26 protein-coding genes are annotated in these 20,463 nt (G+C 51.1%); 15 read left to right on the top strand and 11 right to left on the bottom strand.

Annotated elements, in window-relative coordinates:
• The 4 genes from PPL9_RS32475 to PPL9_RS19975 form a co-directional block, all read right to left on the bottom strand.
• Window positions 1-463, bottom strand: a 463-nt coding sequence (locus tag PPL9_RS32475; RefSeq protein ID WP_161831378.1) for a site-specific DNA-methyltransferase, incomplete at its 3' end; no start/stop codon positions are given.
• A gap of 1 nt (window position 464) precedes the next feature.
• Window positions 465-1,163, bottom strand: a complete 699-nt coding sequence (locus PPL9_RS19990) for a hypothetical protein (RefSeq protein WP_057464334.1) — start codon at window positions 1,161-1,163, stop codon at window positions 465-467.
• Window positions 1,160-1,672, bottom strand: a complete 513-nt coding sequence (locus PPL9_RS19985) for a hypothetical protein (RefSeq protein ID WP_057464333.1) — start codon at window positions 1,670-1,672, stop codon at window positions 1,160-1,162. The genes PPL9_RS19990 and PPL9_RS19985 overlap by 4 nt, the downstream gene beginning before the upstream one ends.
• 349 nt (window positions 1,673-2,021) lie before the next feature.
• A complete protein-coding gene (locus PPL9_RS19975; protein WP_152986770.1) occupies window positions 2,022-2,258 on the bottom strand; it encodes a hypothetical protein in 237 nt (78 codons plus the stop codon).
• Between the two features lie 98 nt (window positions 2,259-2,356).
• On the opposite strand from PPL9_RS19975, the gene PPL9_RS19970 reads away from it, so the two are divergent.
• Window positions 2,357-3,073, top strand: coding sequence for an XRE family transcriptional regulator (locus tag PPL9_RS19970; RefSeq protein WP_057464330.1), 717 nt, complete (start codon window positions 2,357-2,359; stop codon window positions 3,071-3,073).
• A gap of 52 nt (window positions 3,074-3,125) precedes the next feature.
• Here the strand turns inward: PPL9_RS19970 and PPL9_RS19965 are convergent, their stop codons facing one another.
• A complete protein-coding gene (locus PPL9_RS19965; RefSeq protein WP_057464329.1) occupies window positions 3,126-3,653 on the bottom strand; it encodes a hypothetical protein in 528 nt (175 codons plus the stop codon).
• Window positions 3,625-4,533 (bottom strand): helix-turn-helix domain-containing protein, encoded by a 909-nt coding sequence (locus tag PPL9_RS19960; RefSeq protein ID WP_161831376.1) that lies wholly within the window; start codon window positions 4,531-4,533, stop codon window positions 3,625-3,627. Before PPL9_RS19960 ends, PPL9_RS19965 begins: the two co-directional genes overlap by 29 nt.
• Window positions 4,534-4,720: 187 nt before the next feature.
• Between PPL9_RS19960 and PPL9_RS19955 the strand changes: the two genes are divergently transcribed.
• The 14 genes from PPL9_RS19955 to PPL9_RS19885 all read left to right on the top strand — a co-directional run bounded on the left by PPL9_RS19955 (window position 4,721) and on the right by PPL9_RS19885 (window position 13,120).
• Window positions 4,721-5,056, top strand: a complete 336-nt coding sequence (locus tag PPL9_RS19955; protein ID WP_057464327.1) for a hypothetical protein — start codon at window positions 4,721-4,723, stop codon at window positions 5,054-5,056.
• Between the two features lie 208 nt (window positions 5,057-5,264).
• On the top strand, window positions 5,265-5,465 hold the full coding sequence (locus PPL9_RS19950) for a hypothetical protein (protein WP_057464326.1): 201 nt from the start codon (window positions 5,265-5,267) through the stop codon (window positions 5,463-5,465).
• Window position 5,466: 1 nt separating this feature from the next.
• Window positions 5,467-6,528 carry a hypothetical protein gene (locus tag PPL9_RS19945; protein WP_057464325.1) on the top strand — a complete coding sequence of 354 codons (1,062 nt, stop codon included), beginning with the start codon at window positions 5,467-5,469 and terminating at the stop codon, window positions 6,526-6,528.
• Between the two features lie 8 nt (window positions 6,529-6,536).
• Entirely contained in the window at window positions 6,537-7,499 is a 963-nt protein-coding gene (locus PPL9_RS19940) for a PD-(D/E)XK nuclease-like domain-containing protein (RefSeq protein WP_057464324.1), read from the top strand.
• A gap of 8 nt (window positions 7,500-7,507) precedes the next feature.
• Window positions 7,508-7,789, top strand: coding sequence for a hypothetical protein (locus tag PPL9_RS19935; protein WP_057464323.1), 282 nt, complete (start codon window positions 7,508-7,510; stop codon window positions 7,787-7,789).
• 172 nt (window positions 7,790-7,961) lie between these two features.
• Window positions 7,962-8,978: a recombinase RecT gene (locus tag PPL9_RS19930; protein WP_161831374.1), complete on the top strand. Its 1,017-nt coding sequence runs from the start codon at window positions 7,962-7,964 to the stop codon at window positions 8,976-8,978.
• Window positions 8,975-9,307: a hypothetical protein gene (locus PPL9_RS19925; protein WP_057464321.1), complete on the top strand. Its 333-nt coding sequence runs from the start codon at window positions 8,975-8,977 to the stop codon at window positions 9,305-9,307. Before PPL9_RS19930 ends, PPL9_RS19925 begins: the two co-directional genes overlap by 4 nt.
• Window positions 9,307-9,936, top strand: coding sequence for a hypothetical protein (locus PPL9_RS19920; protein ID WP_057464320.1), 630 nt, complete (start codon window positions 9,307-9,309; stop codon window positions 9,934-9,936). Before PPL9_RS19925 ends, PPL9_RS19920 begins: the two co-directional genes overlap by 1 nt.
• Complete coding sequence (locus tag PPL9_RS19915; RefSeq protein WP_057464319.1) at window positions 9,936-10,193, top strand: hypothetical protein; 258 nt, start codon at window positions 9,936-9,938, stop codon at window positions 10,191-10,193. Before PPL9_RS19920 ends, PPL9_RS19915 begins: the two co-directional genes overlap by 1 nt.
• Complete coding sequence (locus PPL9_RS19910) at window positions 10,190-10,585, top strand: hypothetical protein (protein WP_057464318.1); 396 nt, start codon at window positions 10,190-10,192, stop codon at window positions 10,583-10,585. The genes PPL9_RS19915 and PPL9_RS19910 overlap by 4 nt, the downstream gene beginning before the upstream one ends.
• An 11-nt stretch (window positions 10,586-10,596) precedes the next feature.
• Window positions 10,597-10,863: a DUF2312 domain-containing protein gene (locus tag PPL9_RS19905; RefSeq protein ID WP_057464317.1), complete on the top strand. Its 267-nt coding sequence runs from the start codon at window positions 10,597-10,599 to the stop codon at window positions 10,861-10,863.
• A gap of 270 nt (window positions 10,864-11,133) precedes the next feature.
• Window positions 11,134-11,526, top strand: coding sequence for a hypothetical protein (locus PPL9_RS19895; RefSeq protein WP_057464315.1), 393 nt, complete (start codon window positions 11,134-11,136; stop codon window positions 11,524-11,526).
• 16 nt (window positions 11,527-11,542) lie between these two features.
• Window positions 11,543-11,962, top strand: a complete 420-nt coding sequence (locus tag PPL9_RS19890; protein WP_057464314.1) for a hypothetical protein — start codon at window positions 11,543-11,545, stop codon at window positions 11,960-11,962.
• Window positions 11,963-12,115: 153 nt separating this feature from the next.
• Entirely contained in the window at window positions 12,116-13,120 is a 1,005-nt protein-coding gene (locus PPL9_RS19885) for a site-specific integrase (protein WP_057464313.1), read from the top strand.
• A gap of 299 nt (window positions 13,121-13,419) precedes the next feature.
• Here the strand turns inward: PPL9_RS19885 and PPL9_RS19880 are convergent, their stop codons facing one another.
• The 5 genes from PPL9_RS19880 to PPL9_RS19860 form a co-directional block, all read right to left on the bottom strand.
• A complete protein-coding gene (locus PPL9_RS19880; protein ID WP_057464448.1) occupies window positions 13,420-14,820 on the bottom strand; it encodes an amidohydrolase in 1,401 nt (466 codons plus the stop codon).
• A gap of 196 nt (window positions 14,821-15,016) precedes the next feature.
• Window positions 15,017-15,793, bottom strand: coding sequence for a glycoside hydrolase family 108 protein (locus PPL9_RS19875; protein ID WP_057464312.1), 777 nt, complete (start codon window positions 15,791-15,793; stop codon window positions 15,017-15,019).
• 92 nt (window positions 15,794-15,885) lie between these two features.
• The gene (locus PPL9_RS19870) at window positions 15,886-16,656 is read right to left on the bottom strand and encodes a DUF2793 domain-containing protein (protein ID WP_057464311.1); all 771 of its coding nucleotides are present in this window, start codon (window positions 16,654-16,656) and stop codon (window positions 15,886-15,888) included.
• A 113-nt stretch (window positions 16,657-16,769) separates the two neighbouring features.
• Window positions 16,770-17,075 carry a hypothetical protein gene (locus PPL9_RS19865; RefSeq protein ID WP_057464310.1) on the bottom strand — a complete coding sequence of 102 codons (306 nt, stop codon included), beginning with the start codon at window positions 17,073-17,075 and terminating at the stop codon, window positions 16,770-16,772.
• A 258-nt stretch (window positions 17,076-17,333) separates the two neighbouring features.
• Window positions 17,334-20,396: an aminotransferase class III-fold pyridoxal phosphate-dependent enzyme gene (locus PPL9_RS19860; RefSeq protein ID WP_057464309.1), complete on the bottom strand. Its 3,063-nt coding sequence runs from the start codon at window positions 20,394-20,396 to the stop codon at window positions 17,334-17,336.
• Window positions 20,397-20,463 lie beyond the last annotated feature (67 nt).

The raw sequence follows: 20,463 nt of genomic DNA, 5'->3' as shown, positions 1-20,463 counted from the left end.
CTCCATTCCAGCGACTAACGCCAGAACCGCACCAAGCCGTAACAATCATCTCAGCGCCCATAGCAGGCCCTTGACCGTTAAACTGAGGCGCCGCATCAGGCTTCACCCAAACGCAAGCGCGCTTGTATCTTGCACCCGCTGCCTCAAGCGCATCACGCCAAGGCGCAACCCCTTCAGGTGTAGCAAATGCAATCAACCAGCCATCACAAAGAGAAACACAGAGCTTGGCAATGTCGTCTCGTATGTCGTTGATTGATGCGAAATCGAGCCCCTGAAGCTCTTTGCCGCCATCCTTTCGGATACCCCTCGCACCCTTCTTGGTGTTGTGCATGTGATCCTCATACGGAGGATCTTTAATCACGTGAGACGCCGCTTCGAGTGACGGGAGAATGTCTAAGCAGTTCCCGTGGTAGAGCGTGGCATCGCCAATCTCTACCCTCTTAAATCCAGTAGTTTCAGCCATGTCATGCAGCCAACTGCACAGGAGACTGGCGGGCCAAACGCTTAGCTTGGTCTAACTGAGCGACGGCGCGGTAATCTTCAGCGCTCCACTCTCCAGAAAGTGAGGCGTGATAGTTTGCGATATTGAATGGTTTGATAGGGTCCAATGGCTGCAAGACGTGAGCGGCCTTAAGCACCTGAAATGCTATTTGCTTGTGTCCTCCGACAAGCGCTCTCAGCTCCTCACTGCACCCTTCCACGTCCTGAAAGCGGTAGCTCTTTGAATGGACAAGGGCGCCATCAAGCGACGTTTCTTCATCCATCAGCTCTTCTAAACTGCAAGTCTCAATCAAGCTCCAGTTCAGCTCCCTCCTAGCCATCCAGTTATTTATGCTTGACGGGTTACAGGAGAGAAAAGGCGCTATTTTTATAGGCGTAAAGTCAAATGAGCGCGCAACTCTAAGGACTTTCAATCGCTCATCATCTTCCAGCTCACTCCATGGAATTAGTTGAGATACAAAAATCAAAACATCTTCAGGCAGTAGTGATTTCAGCCCGACGACCTCACTCCAAGTGCACTGCCGACTCTCAAGAAAACGCGCAAGCGTCCTCCGATTAATACCAAGCTCCTCAGCACATTCTGCCGAAGATAAGCATCTTGATGCACAATGCTTAATTGCTGCAATTCGATCTAGCTCAGACATTCTTTTCCAAGATTTCATGCCGCACTCCCAACAACAGAAAGCTTGTTTTCAGATGCCTGCATCTGGAGCGCATCAATCGCGCGTTGCGCCTCACGAAGCGCATCGCCAGCAGCTATAATCTTCTCCAACTCATCAGCAGTTATTTTGTGATCGGACGCAGCATTGATGCAGGTCATCGTTAAAGCTGTGGCCTCTTGCGCAGCCTTAAGCACTGTATCTACAGGGTCTTCATCACTCTTTTTGAAGTGGATCTGCCTTAGCTCGTAACCGAGAGATCGAGCTTCGAGTGCCAGGAATTCAGGCAACTCACCAACTGAAACCTGATAGGCGTTCAGCTTCACTACATCAGCAGATGTAAAACGATGCTTCTCGTGCAGTTTGTAGCAGCGATTAACAAGGCTTGCGCCCTTACTCCCAAGGATTGCAGATACAGCCTCGTCACCGCCAAGAGCCTCAACTGTCGCACTGGAAAAGCGGCAAAGTCGCTTCTGAATGCTTTCAGATGTTCCTGCTCCGTTCATGCTCATAAAACCCTAAGTTTCCCCACATGCACATCATCAACCACAGGTGTACATTAGGTATTGTTGAAACAGAGGCGGGGAATGATGTTGCAGCACCAGACCCCGCAAGCCATGACTAAAAGGAAAAAACGCCATGACAGTTACGCCGGAGAGCACCAAAGAACCTCGCACTCTCCAAGAACAGGTGGACGAGCTTACCGCCGTGACTATTCGCCTCCTGTCCATTCTCAACACCGAGCAAATCGAACGATTAAGAGGAGTTCAAATCCCAATGATTGTTCGCGAGGGTCGGCCACCTCGTACGGCAAAATTGGAAGGCTACCTGCCCCCCACTGGAGAGCCTAGGCGCGAGCGCCTAAGCCGCTAGTCTCTCGGCGCGTTCCTTGAGAACCAATCGGCTGAAAACTTCTTTACTTAAATCGGTAACACCGCGTTTTTCAGCAGCTTGAATGATTGTCTCCCAATGCCAATGAGCAATGGAGTTACGCCGTTTCATCCCATAGAGAGTGTCCTGAATAATGCCGGTTTCTTTCGCCATTTTCGGGACACTTTCCCAGATTTCGAAGATTTGATTTATCGTATCGTACTTCATGTATGTCTTGTACTTATTGTACGATAATAGGTCAAGCGTAAATGTACGTTCTTTAGTGCTAAAAGCCAAAAATCACTTCTCACAGGGATTGCAAGCTTATGAAACCGTCAGACCGCCTGAGGCAGGCCAGGATACAGGCTGGCTACTCAACAGCAACAGACGCAGCCAAGGCGTTTGGCTGGCCGAGGGATTCTTATACCAGCAACGAAAACGGCAACCGTTCCATCACTCAAAAGAAGGCTGAAACCTACGCTTCTGCGTTTAACGTTTCACCAAGCTGGCTGCTTTTCGGAACTGAAAAAGACCAACCTACGCAGAGTAAGCATAAACCCCAAAAGAACCAAGAAACGACTTTTAGGGAAGCTCCCCATAGTCAAGCTGATGAAAATATTAGAAGTAATGCAAGTCAACCAAGACCAATAAGCATTATTTCAGGAGTTCTGCCAGTGTACGGGACTACATCAGGGGATACTGACGGTTTTATTTTAGAACAACCATTAGATACTATTCCAGCTCCATCACAACTTATGCATGTACCGGAGGCATATGCCGTATACGTATCAGGTGACACTATGTCACCACGCATGGAAGAGGGAGAAGCGGTGTTTGTGAACCCCCGCAAACCCGCAAAAGTGGGAGATTATGTCGTTATACAGATTAGGGATGAAGAAGCAGTTCGCTGCTATGTTAAGCGCTATGAAGGCAGGGAGGCCGGATATCGACTACTCGCTCAACTCAACCCACCCGAGCAAATCAAATTCCACGAGTCGGACGTGGTAGCAATGCACCGCATTGTTGCAGTATCGTACGTGTAGACCGATCTATGCCCGCTGAGAACCCAAGCCCCAGCGGGCATATTTTCACAGCCTAAGCCTCTAATAGACCCCTGGCACCATTCTTGGTTTCGTGTGCAATCCAAAACTCCGAGTTAAGGCGCATCTCCAAGCTCCCAATAAATGCCTCAGAACGTCGCTGCTCCTTAAGCACATGCCTCATCACATCACCACACGATGGGAAGAACCTAAACTCAACATCCCCTGCCCTGACCTTATCCATCACCATTTTTAAGACGTGATAATTCACACCATGACTCGCGCAGGTTTGCTCGATATCATCAATCTCAAGCTGGCATAACTCCGAGCGCTCCGTAACCCACTTTGCATAGATCCGAGTAGCAAAAAAACGCGCCTCATGCGCCTCACACGGGCGAGCAATTCTCCTCGTTTGGTCAAGCATTTGCCGCAATTTCGGTCTACGCTTGTGCGCCGCATCTGGATCTCGTGCATCCTCTTTCGAGAACCCTGAAAACTCCTCTCGCAACCGCACAAACTCACGAGCATCCTCTGCACCGGCAACCCGCACAGCGTCAGAGCGGTTGATAACTTGAACTTCCATTTCTTCGCTCCATCAGTTCATTCATCGCCTCAAAAGTGCTCCTCCGCGGCCTCGGAACCTTGCCGCGGTACACACCTTCCCAGATCTTACGCGCTTTAGTTTCGGTACAGACAAAATCAATCGCAACCGTCCAGCCCCTATCATTGAAGCCAAGCAGATGCGGTCCATCTAAGATTTCCCGAAGAATATCCTCAAAGCTCTTACCAGCAGCCTCAAGCGCCCCAAGCACCTTCCTAAGCCCAACTCGCCGCTTTTCGGTCAAAGCAGACGGCACCGACAGCTTAGGAGCCTGCTCATTCCTCCATCTTGAGTTGTACTCACCCACAAAAGCACAGAACTGCTCGTACGCCTCACGCACTTCATCACGCTCAACAGTGACCGGCACCAACTCAAACTGCCCAGAAGCAACAGCCCCACCAGAAGAAGCACAGGAAAGAGATTCTTGTTTATTGTTTCCTTGTTTATTTGTTTTCTTGTTCTTCTTTGTCCCCGCACCGTCCTCGCGCCGTCCCTCCAGAGTCCCCGCACAGTCCTCGCCTTGTCCCTGCGTCGTCCCCATGTCCTGATATTTATCGTAATTACAGATAGTTATAATGGTTTGCCCTGTCCCCGTTGATGTTTCAACGAGCCCCCATTTCTCGAACCTTTTAAGCAAGCCTTGCACTCCGTTTTTGCTCAATCCGAGCGCCTGAGCCATATAGCGAACCGAGTGGGAAAGCTGCCCTCGCTGAAGAGTTAACATCTCTCCGGAAATCATAACTTCCGCCTCGCGCCATCTAGCTTCACTGATTAGCCACATCCACGCGCCCCAATCAGCAGGCCCTCTAAAAGCACCGTGACCGAACATCGCACGATCAATCCTCACCCAGCCAGAAGACATAAAAAACCTTCCCACTCCTCATCTTGAGGCGCCCAAAAGCCCCCCAGTATTCCTGAATTAAATTCCGTTTATCGTACATTTTGAGCGACGTCTATATTTTTTGTACGATTTTCAATTGACGTACTGTCGTACATTTAGTACATATCCATCAACGACAACAACACAGACAGCCGCAGAGAGGTGCAAAATGGAATTCCAAATTGAACTTGAACACACGGTAGAGCTTCGCATTGCAGGGCATCACATCGCTGATTTTGACTGCAAGGTTCTCGCAGGTGATCGCCTTCCGGCATCTCTTGGCTTTGAAGTCCTTCAGATCACCATTGAAGACTATGACAGCGATGCACTGGTGATGGAAAGCAATCGTCTGGTTTCTTATGACCAGCTGACTGCGGAGCAAAAGGACTACCTCAATCTGTATGAGAAGCTTCGCACCGCTATTGAAGCCGACCTTGAGTTTGGCCGGCAGTTTACGGGAGCTAAAGAAGAGGCAGAAGCAAATGAGTACCAGCGGGCAGCTTAATGCCCCACTGGCTCAGGGTGGTTGAGCAAATCACCCTCACCCTTTCTCTACCAGCGTTAGCGGTAGCCGCAGGCTTCATTTTCACAGTGCCAGCATAACCCAATCCCTCCCCAGTCGCCTCCCAGACCAAGGCGACCAACTAGGAGCTTCGGCCCCGTTTTTCTAAGCGCACGACAAGTGCGTTTTGATGAACATCAGGAGTACGAGAATGACCATAGCAATTACTCGTCCCTATGCCCAACAGAAGGCAAACAAATACAGGGATTTGTGCGCGGGTCTACAGCAGGCAATGAAAGACGACCCACGCAAAGACTTTCAAGACCAAATAGTAGAGGCAAAAGAACTTGCCGCTTACTGGCAGGCGAAGGCCGACAGCTTCGACAGCTTTGAACAAAAGGAGGTTGCTTAACATGAACGCCATTACTGAAACCAAGGCTGTACAAGCCTTAGACCTAGAAGAGCTTCGCGCTAATCCCGCATCTTACTTTGAAGATACTGAAACCGCCAACCTTGAAGCACTAAAGGCTGTAATCGAAGCTGAAACCGCGACATTCAAATATGACATGTCGACCGACAAAGGTCGCAAGGCAATCAAGAGCTTTGCCCACAAGTGCGCCACTTTAAAAACGGCGATTGACGGCGCAGGCAAGGACAAAGGCGACAACCTGCGCAAGCAGCTTGAGATCATCAATAATCGTCGCACAGACGTGAAAGAATACCTCGATGCAGCGCGAGACGCACGCAAGAAGCCCCTTACCGACTGGGAGCAACAGGAAGCGCAGCGCGTTGCCTCTCACAAGGCAGTGCTGGCACGCATCGAGGAACTTGGAAAGCCAGAGTTTAACGAATGCTCTGGCGACATTCAAAAGCGACTTGATGAGCTGTCCAAAATTGACACCAGCGATGCAGAACTAAACGAGTTTGGCCCTCAATCTCGCCAACTCGCACAGGCTTCCAAGGCCGTCCTAGATATCTCCCTAAAAGCCGTCAAGGCTAATGAAGAGCGTGAGGCTGAGCTTGAGCGCTTGCGTAAAGCAGAAGCTGAACGCGAAGCAGAGAAGGCAGAACAAGAGGCTAAACGCAAAACTGCCGAAGAAGAGGCCAAGCGTCAGAAGGATTTAAAGGAGGCTGCTGAAAACGCTGCAGAGCAAGCACGCAAGGAAGCCGCTGAAGCTGCCGAACGTGAGCGCCTTAAAGTAATCCAGCAACAAAAAGAAGCAGCAGAAAAAGCTGAGAAAGAGAAACAAGCTCTCATCGCAAAACAAGAGGCTGATCGCAAAGCAGAAGAAGAGCGGAAGCTCCAAGAACAGCAGAAAGTCGAACGTCGCGCACGCAACAAGCGCCGCCAAGCAAAGCTTAACAATACCGCTCTTGAAGCCTTTGTTGCTGTCGGTCTGTCCGAAGCAGACGCCAAAACCGCCGTTGAAGCAATCGCTCGCGGCTCCATCCCAAATGTAATCATCAACTACTGAGGTGCACCATGCAGGAAGTTCAATACAAGCAAGGCCAGATCACAGCTCCCGGCGTATATGCTGGAGTGCCTATCAACGACTACCACACAAACACTCTGCTCTTTGGAACCAAGACAGTATCAAAATCCAGCTTAAAACCAATCTACCGGCCTCATGGCGGAAGCCCTAAAGAGTTTTGGGGGCGCTGGATACACAATCCGCAGAGCAAAAAGAAAGACAGTACTGCACCGCTTGAGTTTGGTAAGGCGGCACATGCGCTACTGTTGGGTGATGTGACTGGAGAAGAGTTCACCCAGAACTTTGCGTTACGCCCTGAGTGCTGGACTGACTACCGGAAGAAAGACGCAAAAGAATGGAGAGATGCCGTTCTTAAAGAAGGTCGCAGTCCCATTACCCCAGAAGACATGGATATCATTATTATCATGTCGAAAGAACTGGCTCAGAACCCAGATGTTGCACAGCTTGGCTCCTTGGATGGTCGCACAGAACGCACGATGTATGCCGTTCACAAAGAAACCGGGATTGGTGTTCGCTCCCGGCCTGACGTTCTTGTCACCCCAGGTTTAACAAATGATCTGAAAACCACAGCCAGCCTTGAAGAGGCTTTCCTTCGGCGCCAGATCTTTGACACCGGCATTTACCTTCAAGCGGGCCAATTTAAGCTGTTATGCGAACTGCTTGGCATCGATTTTGTGGGCTTTGTGTGCACCTTCGTACTCAAGAGTGAGATCCCGGATTCAGTTGTGGTTGAGATTGAACCGGAGCACATCGAACTGGGCTATCAGGCAACCATTGAAGGCCTTCACATGGTCCGCTCTGGCTTAGATACCGGAGTTTGGCCGGGTGTTGAGCCATTCAATGCTGGCTCATCTCATGCGCGCTTGAATGATTGGTCTGCTGCCCGCGTGGCCGACGAGATCAAAGCCAGCCGAGCGATGAGAATGGGCGATGAGCTGAAGATAGCGGCTTAGGGGCGAACATGCAGCAACCTAACCTTCAAGATCTGGCAGACATGCCGGTAGCTGGCGTAGCACAAACCGAGCTTATGCGCCTTGGTTTCTGGGATGAGTTGCGAGGCGGCGATGCTCGGAAGTGGCAGGTTTCCGTTACCGGTTATGTCGAGGAGACGCGCACCTATGAAGTCTCTGCACATAGCGCTGAAGAAGCCATGGAGAAGGCAGAGGAAGCGGCAACCAAGGATTTCGATGATGAGGACAGCATTGAAGCTGAGGATGCAGAGCTAATCCAAGAAGCCCAATAACCACTCTTCTCAATCAATAAGCACAAGCCCCAGACCGAAGATCAGGTCCAACCATGGAGGCAACCATGTAACAGCAAGGGCAAATATTCCCCGGCGCCAGACCCTAAGCCGGGGACGCCCCTCTAAGCGCTTCACGAAGCGTTTTGATGGACGGTTGAAAATGGAGATCGAGTTGACACACGAAGCAGCAACAGCAAAGCCGCAATCAGTACTTGATGCGATGGCTGCTCGCTATGGAATGGCACCGGATGCATTTAAGGCCGTTGTCTTAAAAACCTGCATGCCTGATTGCCATGTAAACATTGAACAGCTTGAAGCTTTTTTGGTGGTGGCGAGCGAGTACCAGCTAAACCCTCTCACCAGAGAGATTTATGCGCAAAACACACCTAATGGCATTCAACCAACGGTTACAGTTGATGGCTGGGCTACCCTAATCAACTCCAACCCTGCCTTCGATGGCATGAGCTTTAAAGACCATTTAGGCGACAATGGCGAGCTGATATCGATCACCTGCATCATGTACAGGAAAGATCGAAATCACCCGGTTGAAGTCACTGAATATCTGGAAGAGTGCCAAGACGCTTCTGAAACATGGCAGAAATGGCCGCGCCGTAGGTTGCGCCACAAGGCCATGATTCAAGCTGGCCGCTATGCCTTCAGCCTCTCCGGTATCTATGACCCAGATGAAATTGAGCGCATCAATCAGGTGCAGCAGAAAGAGAGCAAAAGCACCTTCCGCGAACGCATCGCAAACAGGGCAGATAATGCCGACGAAAAAGCCGAAGGCTTCACTTCAGCTCAGGAAACCATGGCAGGCGACATTGAGGCCTTGAAGCAGGAGAGTGAAAGCGATGCACATCAGCAGCAAGTTGAAGGGCGAGAAGCGGATGAATCGGCTTGTGAAGCGCAGACACATTCAAATTCGGAGGGGACACAGGCGCTACCTGAAGAAGGATCAAATGTGGAAGAAGAGCCAGCTCGGGAGGGCGACAGCAGTAACGGACAGGCTGCTGAAGCAGAAGGCTGCATTCTTGACCATGTACGAGCCGTTCTAGACAGCAATCCAGAGCCTGAGGCTGTTGGTGCGTTACGTCAAAAATGCGCCACCATTGAAAAACCGGAGACAAAAGAAGCGGCGCATAAGATGTTTATTGAATTCGCCAAGAATACAGCAAAGGAAGCAACATGAGCAGCCCAAACCTTACACCACTTGAAAACATTGCTGCAGCTATAGATCCAACAATATGGGGTCTGCCTTCTGAATTCACCACACACCGCCGCCAAATATCCCTTGAGAAGGCGCGGGCTGTTCTGGAAGTGATCAAACAGGAGGCTGGCGACTTTGACGATACTGGATACGACGTTGCAGATATCCAAACGGAATACATAGACCAATACAATAGCTCATCCTACCTCGCGAACGCTGAGGAAGTGTTCAACGCGATTGTTGATGCAATGGCATCGTACATCAACAAAGAACCTACTGCATCTCCTCAGTTTCAAGTGGAGGCAGCGTAATGGACGTGAGAGAGTTAACTTTCAAGGGCAGCAACGAAGTACAGCTTTATGCCTGCGGCAAGTGTGGGCGCGTGCATTCTCCCGGCATTTTTGCATGCCGGAGCGACTTAGCCCACGCAGAGGCTCAGCGTTTTGCGGGGGAGTGCTGCAAACCCAAAGTATGTGTCTGCGGCGTTGAGCTTCCGGTTAACGCTGGCTATACGGCCTGCGAGAAATGCCGAGAAAAGAACCGAGTGCAGAAGGCTCAAAACATTGCACCGGATGATTATAACGGCTCCGTCTACTCCGACTCCAATTCTGGTGATTGGGGCGAAGGTTACTTCTCTGAGCTAAGTATAGTGAAAGAACACTGCCACGGTCACGACGAGATAGAGCCTGCTTATGTATTCACCTGCCATGAGCAACCGCTCCGGCTGGACGCTGAAAATATCCTCGAAAACGCTACCTCCGATATGCACGAAGACGCGCACGAGGAAGTAGTCGACGCAGATGAGGTTCATAAGTTTGTCAAGCAGTGGAACTCAAAGCAAACATGCCGTTCGTTTTACCCCAACTGGACACAAGTAATCATCTTGGACAAAGCACGCTTTGACGCCCTACTCAACGCAGACAGGTCTGAGGCTGCGTGATGCCTATCAAGTACCAAGTCAATTGGGGCAGCATTGAGCGCGTGAACATCACGAAAGAAACTGAGAAATGCGTGTTTATTGATGGTCGACGCTTCATGAAGAATAGTCACCACATGTCCTTTTACGACACATGGGAAGAAGCTCACGCCGATCTGCTGGCAGATGCTGAGCAGCGTTTGAAACGCGCCCGCACCCAACTCAAGCAGGCCCAAGGCCACTACGGCAACATCAAGGGAATGAAGAAGGAGGCAATATGAGTTTTCGCATCATCTCACAGCAGAGCGAATACGCCGAATGCTTCGAAGCTCCACGCAAGGATAAGAAATACCTGGCATGGCTTCACGAGTTGCCATGTGTGGTTACAGGCCGCGAAGGTGAAGGCATTCATGCCGCACATCTGCGCGCCGGAAACCTTGCATATGGCAAGCCGCAATCAGGCGGGCAACAAAAGCCAGATGACTATTGGTGCCTGCCCCTTTGGCACGTTGAGCACATGCAGCACCAGCACTCCATGAATGAAGAGGATTATTGGTCACTGCGCGGGATAGATCCGCACGCGCTTTGCTGTGCCTTGCGCATGGCCTACCCCAACACCGACAAAGCTCGCGTGATTATCAAGCACGCACGACACACTAGAAAAGCAGCATAGGAGAAAACACCATGGCAAATGCAGGTGGAGTTGCAGCCGACCAACTTAGAGCTTTCATCGAACGCATTGAGCGTTTGGAAGAAGAGAAGAAGGTCATCGCAGACGATATCAAGGACGTTTACGCCGAATCCAAAGGGAATGGATTTGACGTGAAGGTGATGCGCAAACTCGTTTCACTGCGCAAACGCAAACCGCATGAGCGGGAAGAAGAAGAGGCAATTCTTGACCTCTATCTCCACGCTCTCGGCATGGCTGGACCAGTGATGGAAGACGCATAGCTTCAACGAAACACATTTAGGCCTGTGCCGTCTCAGGCACGGGCCACCGCAATCGAGAGAGGAATGGGAATATGAGCATGGCCAACCGTTGCGAGGACTGCAAGCATTGTAGCTACGAGTATGACTCTGAAGACCATTACATCACAGCAGAATGGTTTGAGTGTCATGCACGCAAGGGGATTGAAAACCTGCGTTCATTTCCATTCAAAAACACGAGCTGCAAGCAGTTCGTTTCGAAACAATCCATTTAAGGCCGGTAGGTGAAGCATGATGACGAATGGTGAATACGTCGAGTTTCTTGATAAATTTCTCTCCCGTCAGCGGGATGATACGGCGGTTTGGGCTGTAAAAAACTTGCCTGACAGAACAACCACACGCCAGATCCACGACCTAAACCACTTCATTGATAAGCTTGTGTATGATGCAACTGAGATGGCTTTCCGCATTGGTGCCAAGGCTCAAAAGGCACGCCAGACTGATGACGAGAGCTACGAGCTTGGTAAGCGCGACGGCTATGAGCAGGCCGTGCAAGACATTGATAAGGCAACTGGTGGAGATGGTGAATACGTCGCAATTTTGGGTGATGATCCCGAAGGACGCAACTGCCCAGATCCAGAAACGATGCAGGCGAAAATTATCGCACGGTTTGAACAGTCCCAATAGGCATTGAGGTAAACCAATGGAACAGATCAAACTAAATGAAGAGGCTTGGGAAGCCGCGAGGAAAGCCGCCTACCCTCATACCACTCCTGATTTTAAAGCATGGGGAGGTGAAGTAATGGTTGAACTTGAGCGAGAGGAGCTCATTGACCCTATCGAAGCCTATCTTTCCCACCCTTCAGCTCTACGTTCAATCATAGAGCAGAGTGTGAAGCCGCTGGAATGGAATGATAATGCTGCGCAGGCTGCGAGCGGTACTGAATATCAGATTTACCGGTATGACAAATCTTGGGCTTGCGCATCTATGGAACCCGAAGAGCAAGAGTGGGCACATCTAGCCTTCACAGGTAGTGAAACAGAAGCAAAAGATGCTTGCCAAGATTACGAGACTGAGCAAGTCCTGAAACTATTCAACTTAGGGGGAAAAGGGGATGATTGAACGAACCATGTACACTCCTCAGGAGGTTGCTGAGCGCTGGGGCTGTACCTCAAACACCATTCGCGCCATGATTAAAGAGGGTAAAATACCCGCTTTTCGGCTGGCAGGCCGCGCCTACCGCATTCCTATAAAATCTATTGAGGAGCTGGAAGAATGCCAAAACGAGAATACAAGCTCGTCATGTATAGAGGGAAATGGTGCGTCTATTTCCAAGGCGGAGGGAAATCACGTCGAATTTCGACTGGCACGCCTGACCGCAACATAGCTGAGGGGGTAGCCCCTCAGATCGTCAAAAGCCTTGAAAGCAAGTCTGTCAAAACGGTTGCTGACATTTGGGAGGCATGCGTCAAGGACAAGGAGGAGCAAGGTCAGGTGATCGCAAAGAACATGCCTTTCCACTGGAAGGCTCTTGAAGGAAGTTTTGGCGAGAAATTGCCAGCTTCCATCACCCCGCAAGATTGCCGCAAGTACTGCGCTGATCGCTCAAACCAAGGCAAGAAGCCAGCTACCTACATCACGGAGCTAAAACACCTGAGGCTCTCTCTGAACTGGGGTGTAAAGCATGGGTTGATACCCGCTGCACCGTTCATTGAGGTGCCCCCTGAACCAACTCCGAAAGATCGTTATTTGACGAAAGAGGAGTTCAACCTGCTGTTCGAAGCAGCTCAGGCCCATCACATAAAAGTAGCTATGGCCCTGATGATCGCGACTGCTGGACGGATTGAAGCAATCTTGGAACTGACATGGGATCGCGTTGACTTTGAACGCTCAAAGATCAGGCTCCAAGATCCTTTCACCAGCAGGCGACAGAAAGGCCGTGCCATTGTTCCGATGAACAACAGCCTGAGAGCCATTCTGCAAACGGCCTACGATAACCGCACTTGCAGATATGTCGTCGAATGGGCTGGCGAACCTGTTAAGTCAGTGCGCAAAGGCTTCCATAATGCCGCTGATAAAGCCGGGCTCAAAGATGTAACTCCACACGTCTTGAGACACACTGCCGCCGTTTGGATGGCTGAGGCTGGAATTGCGATGGAAGAAATTGCGCAGTATCTCGGACACTCTTCACCGAAGACAACACGAGATGTTTACGCCAAGTATTCCCCCGAGTACCTAGCAACAGCAGCAGACGCTTTGACTTTTGGTCAGATCAAGTGAAGTGTGCCCCTGAACAGTTGTTCAAGGGTAGCTTTGCTAAACACCGAAAACAGCCATTTTGAACACCATTAAACAGTGCTCTTTTCGCTAAACATCAACAACTTAGCTGCTCTTTAGATAACTGGGGGTGAAGGGGTCGTCGGTTCAAATCCGGCCTACCCGACCATTTTTCTCACAAAACCAATATTTTTGCGGGTTGGGTCAACCTAACCTGCCGCACCGGATAATGTGCGCTTGCTTGCACAAAAAAAGGGGACTGACCAAGCCAGTCCCCTCGTAAATGTAATTCTCAATAAGACCTATTGAACAACTTCACCTTTATCGATGACTGTTTTGCGGACAACCTCAGCAAATTCCTGCTCTTCCTTTCGGATTTGATCTTCATCCACGGTCAGCACGTCACGCTTGTCCATCAGGATACGGCCATCAACAATCGAGGTGCTGACATTGGTGGCGTAAGCAGAGTAAACCAGCGCAGAGTACGGGTTAAAGATTGGCACCATGTTGGGCGCTTTGGTGTCGATGATGATCACATCAGCCAGTTTCCCAACTTCCAATGATCCGATCTTATCTTCCATATGCAGCGCACGTGCAGCACCAATGGTTGCCATTTCAACCACTTTGACCGGAGGCATCGCAGCCCGGTCTTTGTTGGCCAGTTTGTGAACCTTCGCCACCTGCCCCAGCTCATCAATGATGGAAAGCGTGTTGCCAGACATCGGGCCATCAGTCCCAAGGCCGATACGAAGCCCCTGATCAAACATCTTCAAAGCAGGTGCAACACCCTTCGCAGATTTGATGTTGGCACTCATATTGTGAGAGACGCCAACATCATGATCCTTCAAAATCTGGATATCATCATCATTTGCTGTGATGGCATGCGCTGCTACCCAATGTTTTGACAGTGCTCCGATTTCCGCCATGTAACCGATTGGCGTTTTGCCGGGCATCCGCTTTTCAATCTTCTCACTTTCACGAGATGATTCAGACAGATGGATCAGAACCGGAGCATCCTTTTCCTGCGCCAGCTCATTCACCTTCACAAGCACCTCTGTTGTGTTTGTATACGGCGCATGAGGTGCAAATGCTGGTGTGATCCGCGGATGGTCTTTGTATTCCTCGATAAAGTTCAAAGCATAGTTGATGCCTTCTTCAGCATTTTTCGCGTCTGCCACCGGAAACTTGATCACAGTCTCACCAAGCACAGCGCGCATACCGATCTGGTCGACCGTCTTCGCAACTTCATCCTCAAAGTAATACATATCAGCATAGGTGGTGACGCCGCCCTTCAGCATCTCCACATTACCAAGGTTTGCACCAATACGAACCATATCACGCGAGACGAGCGCTCCTTCCAACGGGAAGATATACCGGTGCAGGCGATCAGGAACATCATCAGCCAGTGAGCGGAACACAGTCATAGAAACGTGGGTGTGCGCATTGATCATGCCGGGCATAACAATATCGCCATCCGCATCGACGGTTTTGTCGGCACTATAATCAGCACTGTCAGACCCATCAGACACCGCAACAATCTTGTTGCCCTTGATTGCCACAAGCCCACGGTCATAAACGTTTTTTTGTGCATCCATGGTCAGAACGTGCGCATTGGTGATCAGCAGATCGACCGCCTCACCCGCATGCGCATGTGTAAGAGCGGTAAAACCAAGAAGAAGAGAAACGAAGCTAAGTTTTTTCATGGAACCTGCAATGCCTTTCCAGCAGTTCAGAATTTGGGTGCCCGGTTGTAATGGGAGAACCTGCAAGCACACTAAAACGTCCTTAGCAGAACGTCATTGGTAGTTCCCATTACAGATTGCCCGATGCTCCAAAATCACTGGGGAGCTTTACGGCACCGCTGCGTAAGCTCCCTTCCAGTCGCAGTGCCGCTCAAATCTATGCCATTCGCTCTTTCTGGAGCATCAGATAGCCACCAATGCCTGCTGCAACAACAAGCGCAAACGCGAACGCCCACTGCAACGGCCCGGAACCTGCAAGCATGCCGGATATGCCGGAAATCAGCACCCCGGCCTTGCTTATCCCTTCTGGCGTCAACCAAGTGCTCATTGCAGATGTCTCCTCGCCCCGCGCTTTGGCTGCACCATCTGGCATAACTCCATCACGGACAGGCAGTGTTTCAACCGCAGATGCTGGCGACTTGATCAACTCAAAAGAACGCTGCTGCACATCCTTTACCCGGCGCGTCCATCCATTTTTGTTGTAAGGCCAGTTCTTAAGCCGCTTCATAAAACGCAGACGCTCAGCCAAAAGCTTACCGACCAGATCACGCACATTACGCTTTTCAAGTGCTCCAAACGTTTCAACACCAGCCAAGCCATCAACAACAACGCCTAGGATAGCTTGAAGCGTTTTAACCGCACGCGCAGGCCCCGAGTTCACAGCAAAATCAAAAAGCGCATAATCCAACCCTGAAGGCATTTTATCTCCCTTCACAGCATCCCAATACTGCGTCCGAAAGATATCGACAGCCTCAGTCTGATCCATAGACTGCACCTCCTGAATGCTGACAGAGTGTCCCCGCCACGCACTCAAAGTCCGCTGAGTAATGCCAAAGTTTGTTGGACCGCCCGGATCAGCCTTACGGCTTCGATGGGCAAATCCTCCTTCACTCTCAAGCAAGTCCGAAACGATCAATTGGAAGGTATCCTGCATCTCTCAGTCCCCTAATAAAAAACGGGAGCCAAAGCCCCGTGCAAACACAAAAAAGGCCGCAGATGCGGCCCATAAAATTCAAACAGTAAAGATCAGTTCAGTGGCACCACTGGTAGGAAGTAGTGCAAGGACAATCGAACCTTGCCTCCGGTGAAGTCACCAGTATTCGCGGTCATCCGCAATGGCGTGTCAGCATAATACGCCGTCGGCCCAATCACCCCCGCATTACCAGAACCAACGGCAATGCCCAGGGAGCCACCAAACTTGCTAGTCTCACCAGCAATTCCACAGTCGTAGGAACTTGCACCCGTGACAGCCTCAACCACGCGGGTGGAAACACAAAATACAATTGCACGAGATGGAATAACCAACGAGCTCTCAACAAAACTACCAGAAACGGTAACCAGCTCATCTGCGGTCACAAACTGGCTCTGCGCACCATGAGCGCTCTCGCTCAGCACAGTCTTTTCCTGCTGAAAGGCCGCACCGCCGGTAACGTCATCAACGCCCAATCCAGCGACAGAAGAAAACCCAGTCCATTTACCACCTGAGAAAACCTGCATCGCGCCAAGGCTTTGCACCCAGGCCGCCCAACCTTCAACTGGAGCTAAAAATCGCCAGATGCCGCCATCAAAGGCCGCGATCTTACTCTCCTGCCCTGCAAAAGCACCTGTCGCAGCTGCAGGAACGATATAACGCTCCCCTTCTGCGGGGTCTGCAGGTGGTGCACTCACACTGTTGGAAACAACGCAAAGCTGCACAACCAGATCAACAAGTGCCAAAGCCTCGTTGTGCGTGACATGCTTTTGCGCTTGAGCAGCTGCCAGAAATGGCAGTTTAAGATGCGATGTCGTCTCACTCATCATGATCCCCATAGATCGCCTAGCCTACGCAAAAGCGTACCATCCAGCGCAACAAGGTGGATAAGTTGAGATCAGAGCCGCAGGCAGATCAGCCCGTAACAGTAATCAAAAGCTTAGGCAACGTGGCGACCAGTACCATCACCAGCCAGAGACCAGATACGCGTGCGGTTGCGAGCCATTTTCTCGTCAACGGCAAATGAAAGCTCAGCGCCATGCAAACCAACAAGACGATGCAGCAGGATCGCAATCTCCGCGGCATCCTCAGCGACATCGCGTGAACTCTCGCCGCTTTCGACAGCCAGCTGCAGAGCGGCAAGCTCTTCTTTTGCCCGCGCAATCAACGCATTCAGATCAGCCACTTGCCCAAAGGTTCGCTCACCCCAGGCCGTAATGCTTGCGCTGCTTTCAATGGTTACCATGTTCGCCCACCTTCAAACTCTGGGGCCTGTTCTTTAAAGGATGGCAAGCCAACCTGTTCTAAAACAAACCCAAAACAACAAGCCGGAGCGCTCAGGACGTTGCGATCAAGAGCGACGCCTCCGGATTTTGAACATGAATTGAACTCACCCTTACCTTCATCCCGTTAGCCCTCAGGACAAAGAAAAAGCGGAGACAACTTCCTGTCCCCGCCTATTCTTCAGGTAAAAAAGGCCAGACTTTGGCCCTTTTTTGATAGTTTACATGGTTTCCAGAGCTGAAACAGACTCATTCATGGCCTGATCAAGGACATCCAGCAGGTAATCCGCATTTTCCTTAGAAAAAATCATCGGTGGCCGCATCTTCAACACATTGTCATAAGGCCCCTCGGTTCCCATCAGGATACCAAGGTCTTTTGCGCGGTTGGCAATACGTTTCGCCAATTCTGTTGCTGGCTCTTTGGTACGGCGATCTTTCACCAGCTCGATGCCAAGGAATAGTCCCATCCCGCGCACATCACCAATAAACTCATACTTTTCCATCATCTTTCGGAAGCCCGTCAGGATGTAATCACCAACAACACGTGCATTCTCGCGCAATCCATCCCGCTCAATCACGTTCAGCACAGAAAGCCCGACAGCACAGGAGACCGGATTACCGCCAAAGGTGTTGAAGTATTCCATGCCATTGTTAAAGCTGGCAGCAACCTCACGAGTGGTCACAAGCGCGGCCATAGGATGACCGTTGCCAATCGGCTTGCCCATAGTCACCACATCCGGCGTCACACCTTGTGTTTCAAAAGCCCACCAATGCGATCCGACACGGCCAAACCCAACCTGCACTTCATCAGCAACGCACAGGCCACCCTCCGTGCGGATCAGCTTGTAGACCTCCTCCAGATACCCATAAGGCATGAACACCTGACCAGCCACACTTGGAATTGATTCAGCAATGAAGAATGCTGGGGCACGGCCTTGTTTTTTCATCAAGTCCAGCTGCTCAGCAACACTTTGCACATAACGTGCAGTAATCTCCTCAGGTGTCCAGTCAGCCGGTGCACGATAGGCATCTGGAATAGCTGCCTCAAACACATGATCAGGCCGCCCTTTGCCACCGTTGCGCTTGTATTTGTAAGGGCTCAGCGCAATCAGCTCAGGTGTTGTGCCATGATAAGCCCAATCCAGAACAACTGCATCACGACGCCCGGTATGCGCCTCTGCCATGCGAAGCATCAGGCTGTTCGCCTCACTGCCCGTACACACAAACGAAGCAACCGCCAGATCATCCGGCAGTGTCGCTGTCAGGCGTTCAGAGTACTCAACAATGTTGTCGTGCAAATACCGTGTATTGGTGTTGAGCAAACCCGCCTGATGAGACAAGGCCTCAACCACATCTGGATGCGCATGACCCAGATGGCAGACATTGTTAAAGCAGTCCAGATAAGCCCGCCCGCGATGGTCGATAAGGTAAGCCCCCTCGCCACGCACAAACTTGATTGGTTTGCTGTAGGAGATGGAAAGGTTCGGCAACAGATTTTGACGGCGCGATGAAACGATATCGCTGACTGATCGTCCAGTACTGCCCAGTGTTTCTTGCGGGAGCCCGGCAAAATCGATGGCGGACGGGAATAAATCTGCCCACACATCAAGATACTTCTCTTCACCAACACCAAGGATTTCTTCGGCACTCAAAGAAACATCTGCACATAGCTGCAGGTGAAGATGGGGAGCCCAGCCACCATTTTCATCTTCTGCACCCAGATACCCAACTGTCTCACCAGCCTTGATCACATCACCCACGCTCAGTCGGCTCGCAGCCTCATGCGCCATGTGCCCCCAAAGACTCACAAACGGCTGACCGCAATCCGTTTCATGATCCAGAGCAATCATGCAGCCATAGCCAAGTGGATCCGTCTCAATCACCACAGACCGCACTTTGCCATCCATAGGCGCACAGACACGGGTTCCTGACGGCAGGAACAAATCAAACCCCAGATGGTTCCGGCGACGCTCTCCCTCAATGAAACGGCTCTCAAAGAAGTCGGAGGAATAAACACTACGGCTTTCACCCCATGGCCCAATGCCAAGTTCAACGCCATGAACCTCGCAGTACTCTTCCCACCATTCCTGTGCAGCTTCTGGCTGACGGTCACGAGACGTTACGGTCATCTCATTCTCAGGATCAGCATAAGGCACCAGCGCCTTGGACATGAGCTTGGGATGACGCGCAAACAACGGGGCAAATGAGTTCCGGTTTTTTGCACAAAACGCCGCCACCTTCCAAGCACCTGGCACCGCATCAAAGCCACAGGCCTTGCGCAGGTTTGCAGTCGCAAACGATGGCTTCATGCCATAAAGTTTGTAAAGCAGGTTCCAGGCTGGCGCTTCACTGACAGCAAGGTATGGATTGTCGTCAGTCTCCTCTTTCCGCAGAGCAGACAAACTCACGCTTGTCACCAACCGCATCGCAATCAGATCAAAGAGAAGATCAACCTCCCCTTCTTCCAACGGATACTCAGCATGGTAGGCAGCAGCCAGATCAGCAGCGGCGCCAATCGGATCAGGCACCTCCATAATCGTATAGGCCGCCGCAATTGCAACTTCTGCAATAACGGGCGTATGCAGGCTGTCACCAAAATCAATAAGACCACAGACGCGGGAATGATCTTCTGGATCAACCAGCACATTCCAGTCATTGGCATCATTGTGAATGACAGCAGCTCTCAAGCCGGCAAGCTGCGGAGCAACAATCCGGTCAAACCGATCAAGGAAGTACTCAACCACGCGCCGCTGATCAGGATCACCAATGGCACTCAGACGCGCGCGCGCATCGCCAGCCGCACGTAAATCCCATTCAAAGCTGCGCAAAGCACCGGGATGCACAAAACCACGCAGCGCTTTGTCCATCTTGCCAAGCAGCGTCCCCAAACTGGCAACAACACCATCCTCACGCTGAGTTTCAGCCAACGGCACACCCGGAACCCAGGAAACCACACGCATGGCATGCGCAGCGCCATCTGGTCCGACAACACTTTGCGTGGCACCACCGTCCTTTGACAGACGCAGGCGCGGCATAGGCAAATCGAGCGAGGACACGGCAAGGTGCTTCAACATCGCTGACTGAAAGCCTGTCTCAGTTTCCGGTTCACTGGCATTGACGACCTTGACCGTCCAGCGCGTGCCATCCTCCGCATCAAGGCGATGGTTCTGGTCGCGCTCACTCTCCAATGGAGACAAATCACCTTTCAGGTTCCAATGCTCCAGCAGAAGGGCTGCAATGGTATCGCGGTCAAAATTTGGGGCGGGATGGCTAATATCAGTCATAAATCTCTCCAGTTGCCCGAAATATAACGCACACTGATATTTCAGAACACCGACTTTATGTCAGTTG

This window comes from Pseudovibrio sp. POLY-S9 (genome assembly GCF_001431305.1).
Taxonomy (GTDB): Bacteria; Pseudomonadota; Alphaproteobacteria; order Rhizobiales; family Stappiaceae; genus Pseudovibrio.
This window is presented reverse-complemented; position numbering and strand designations above follow the sequence as displayed.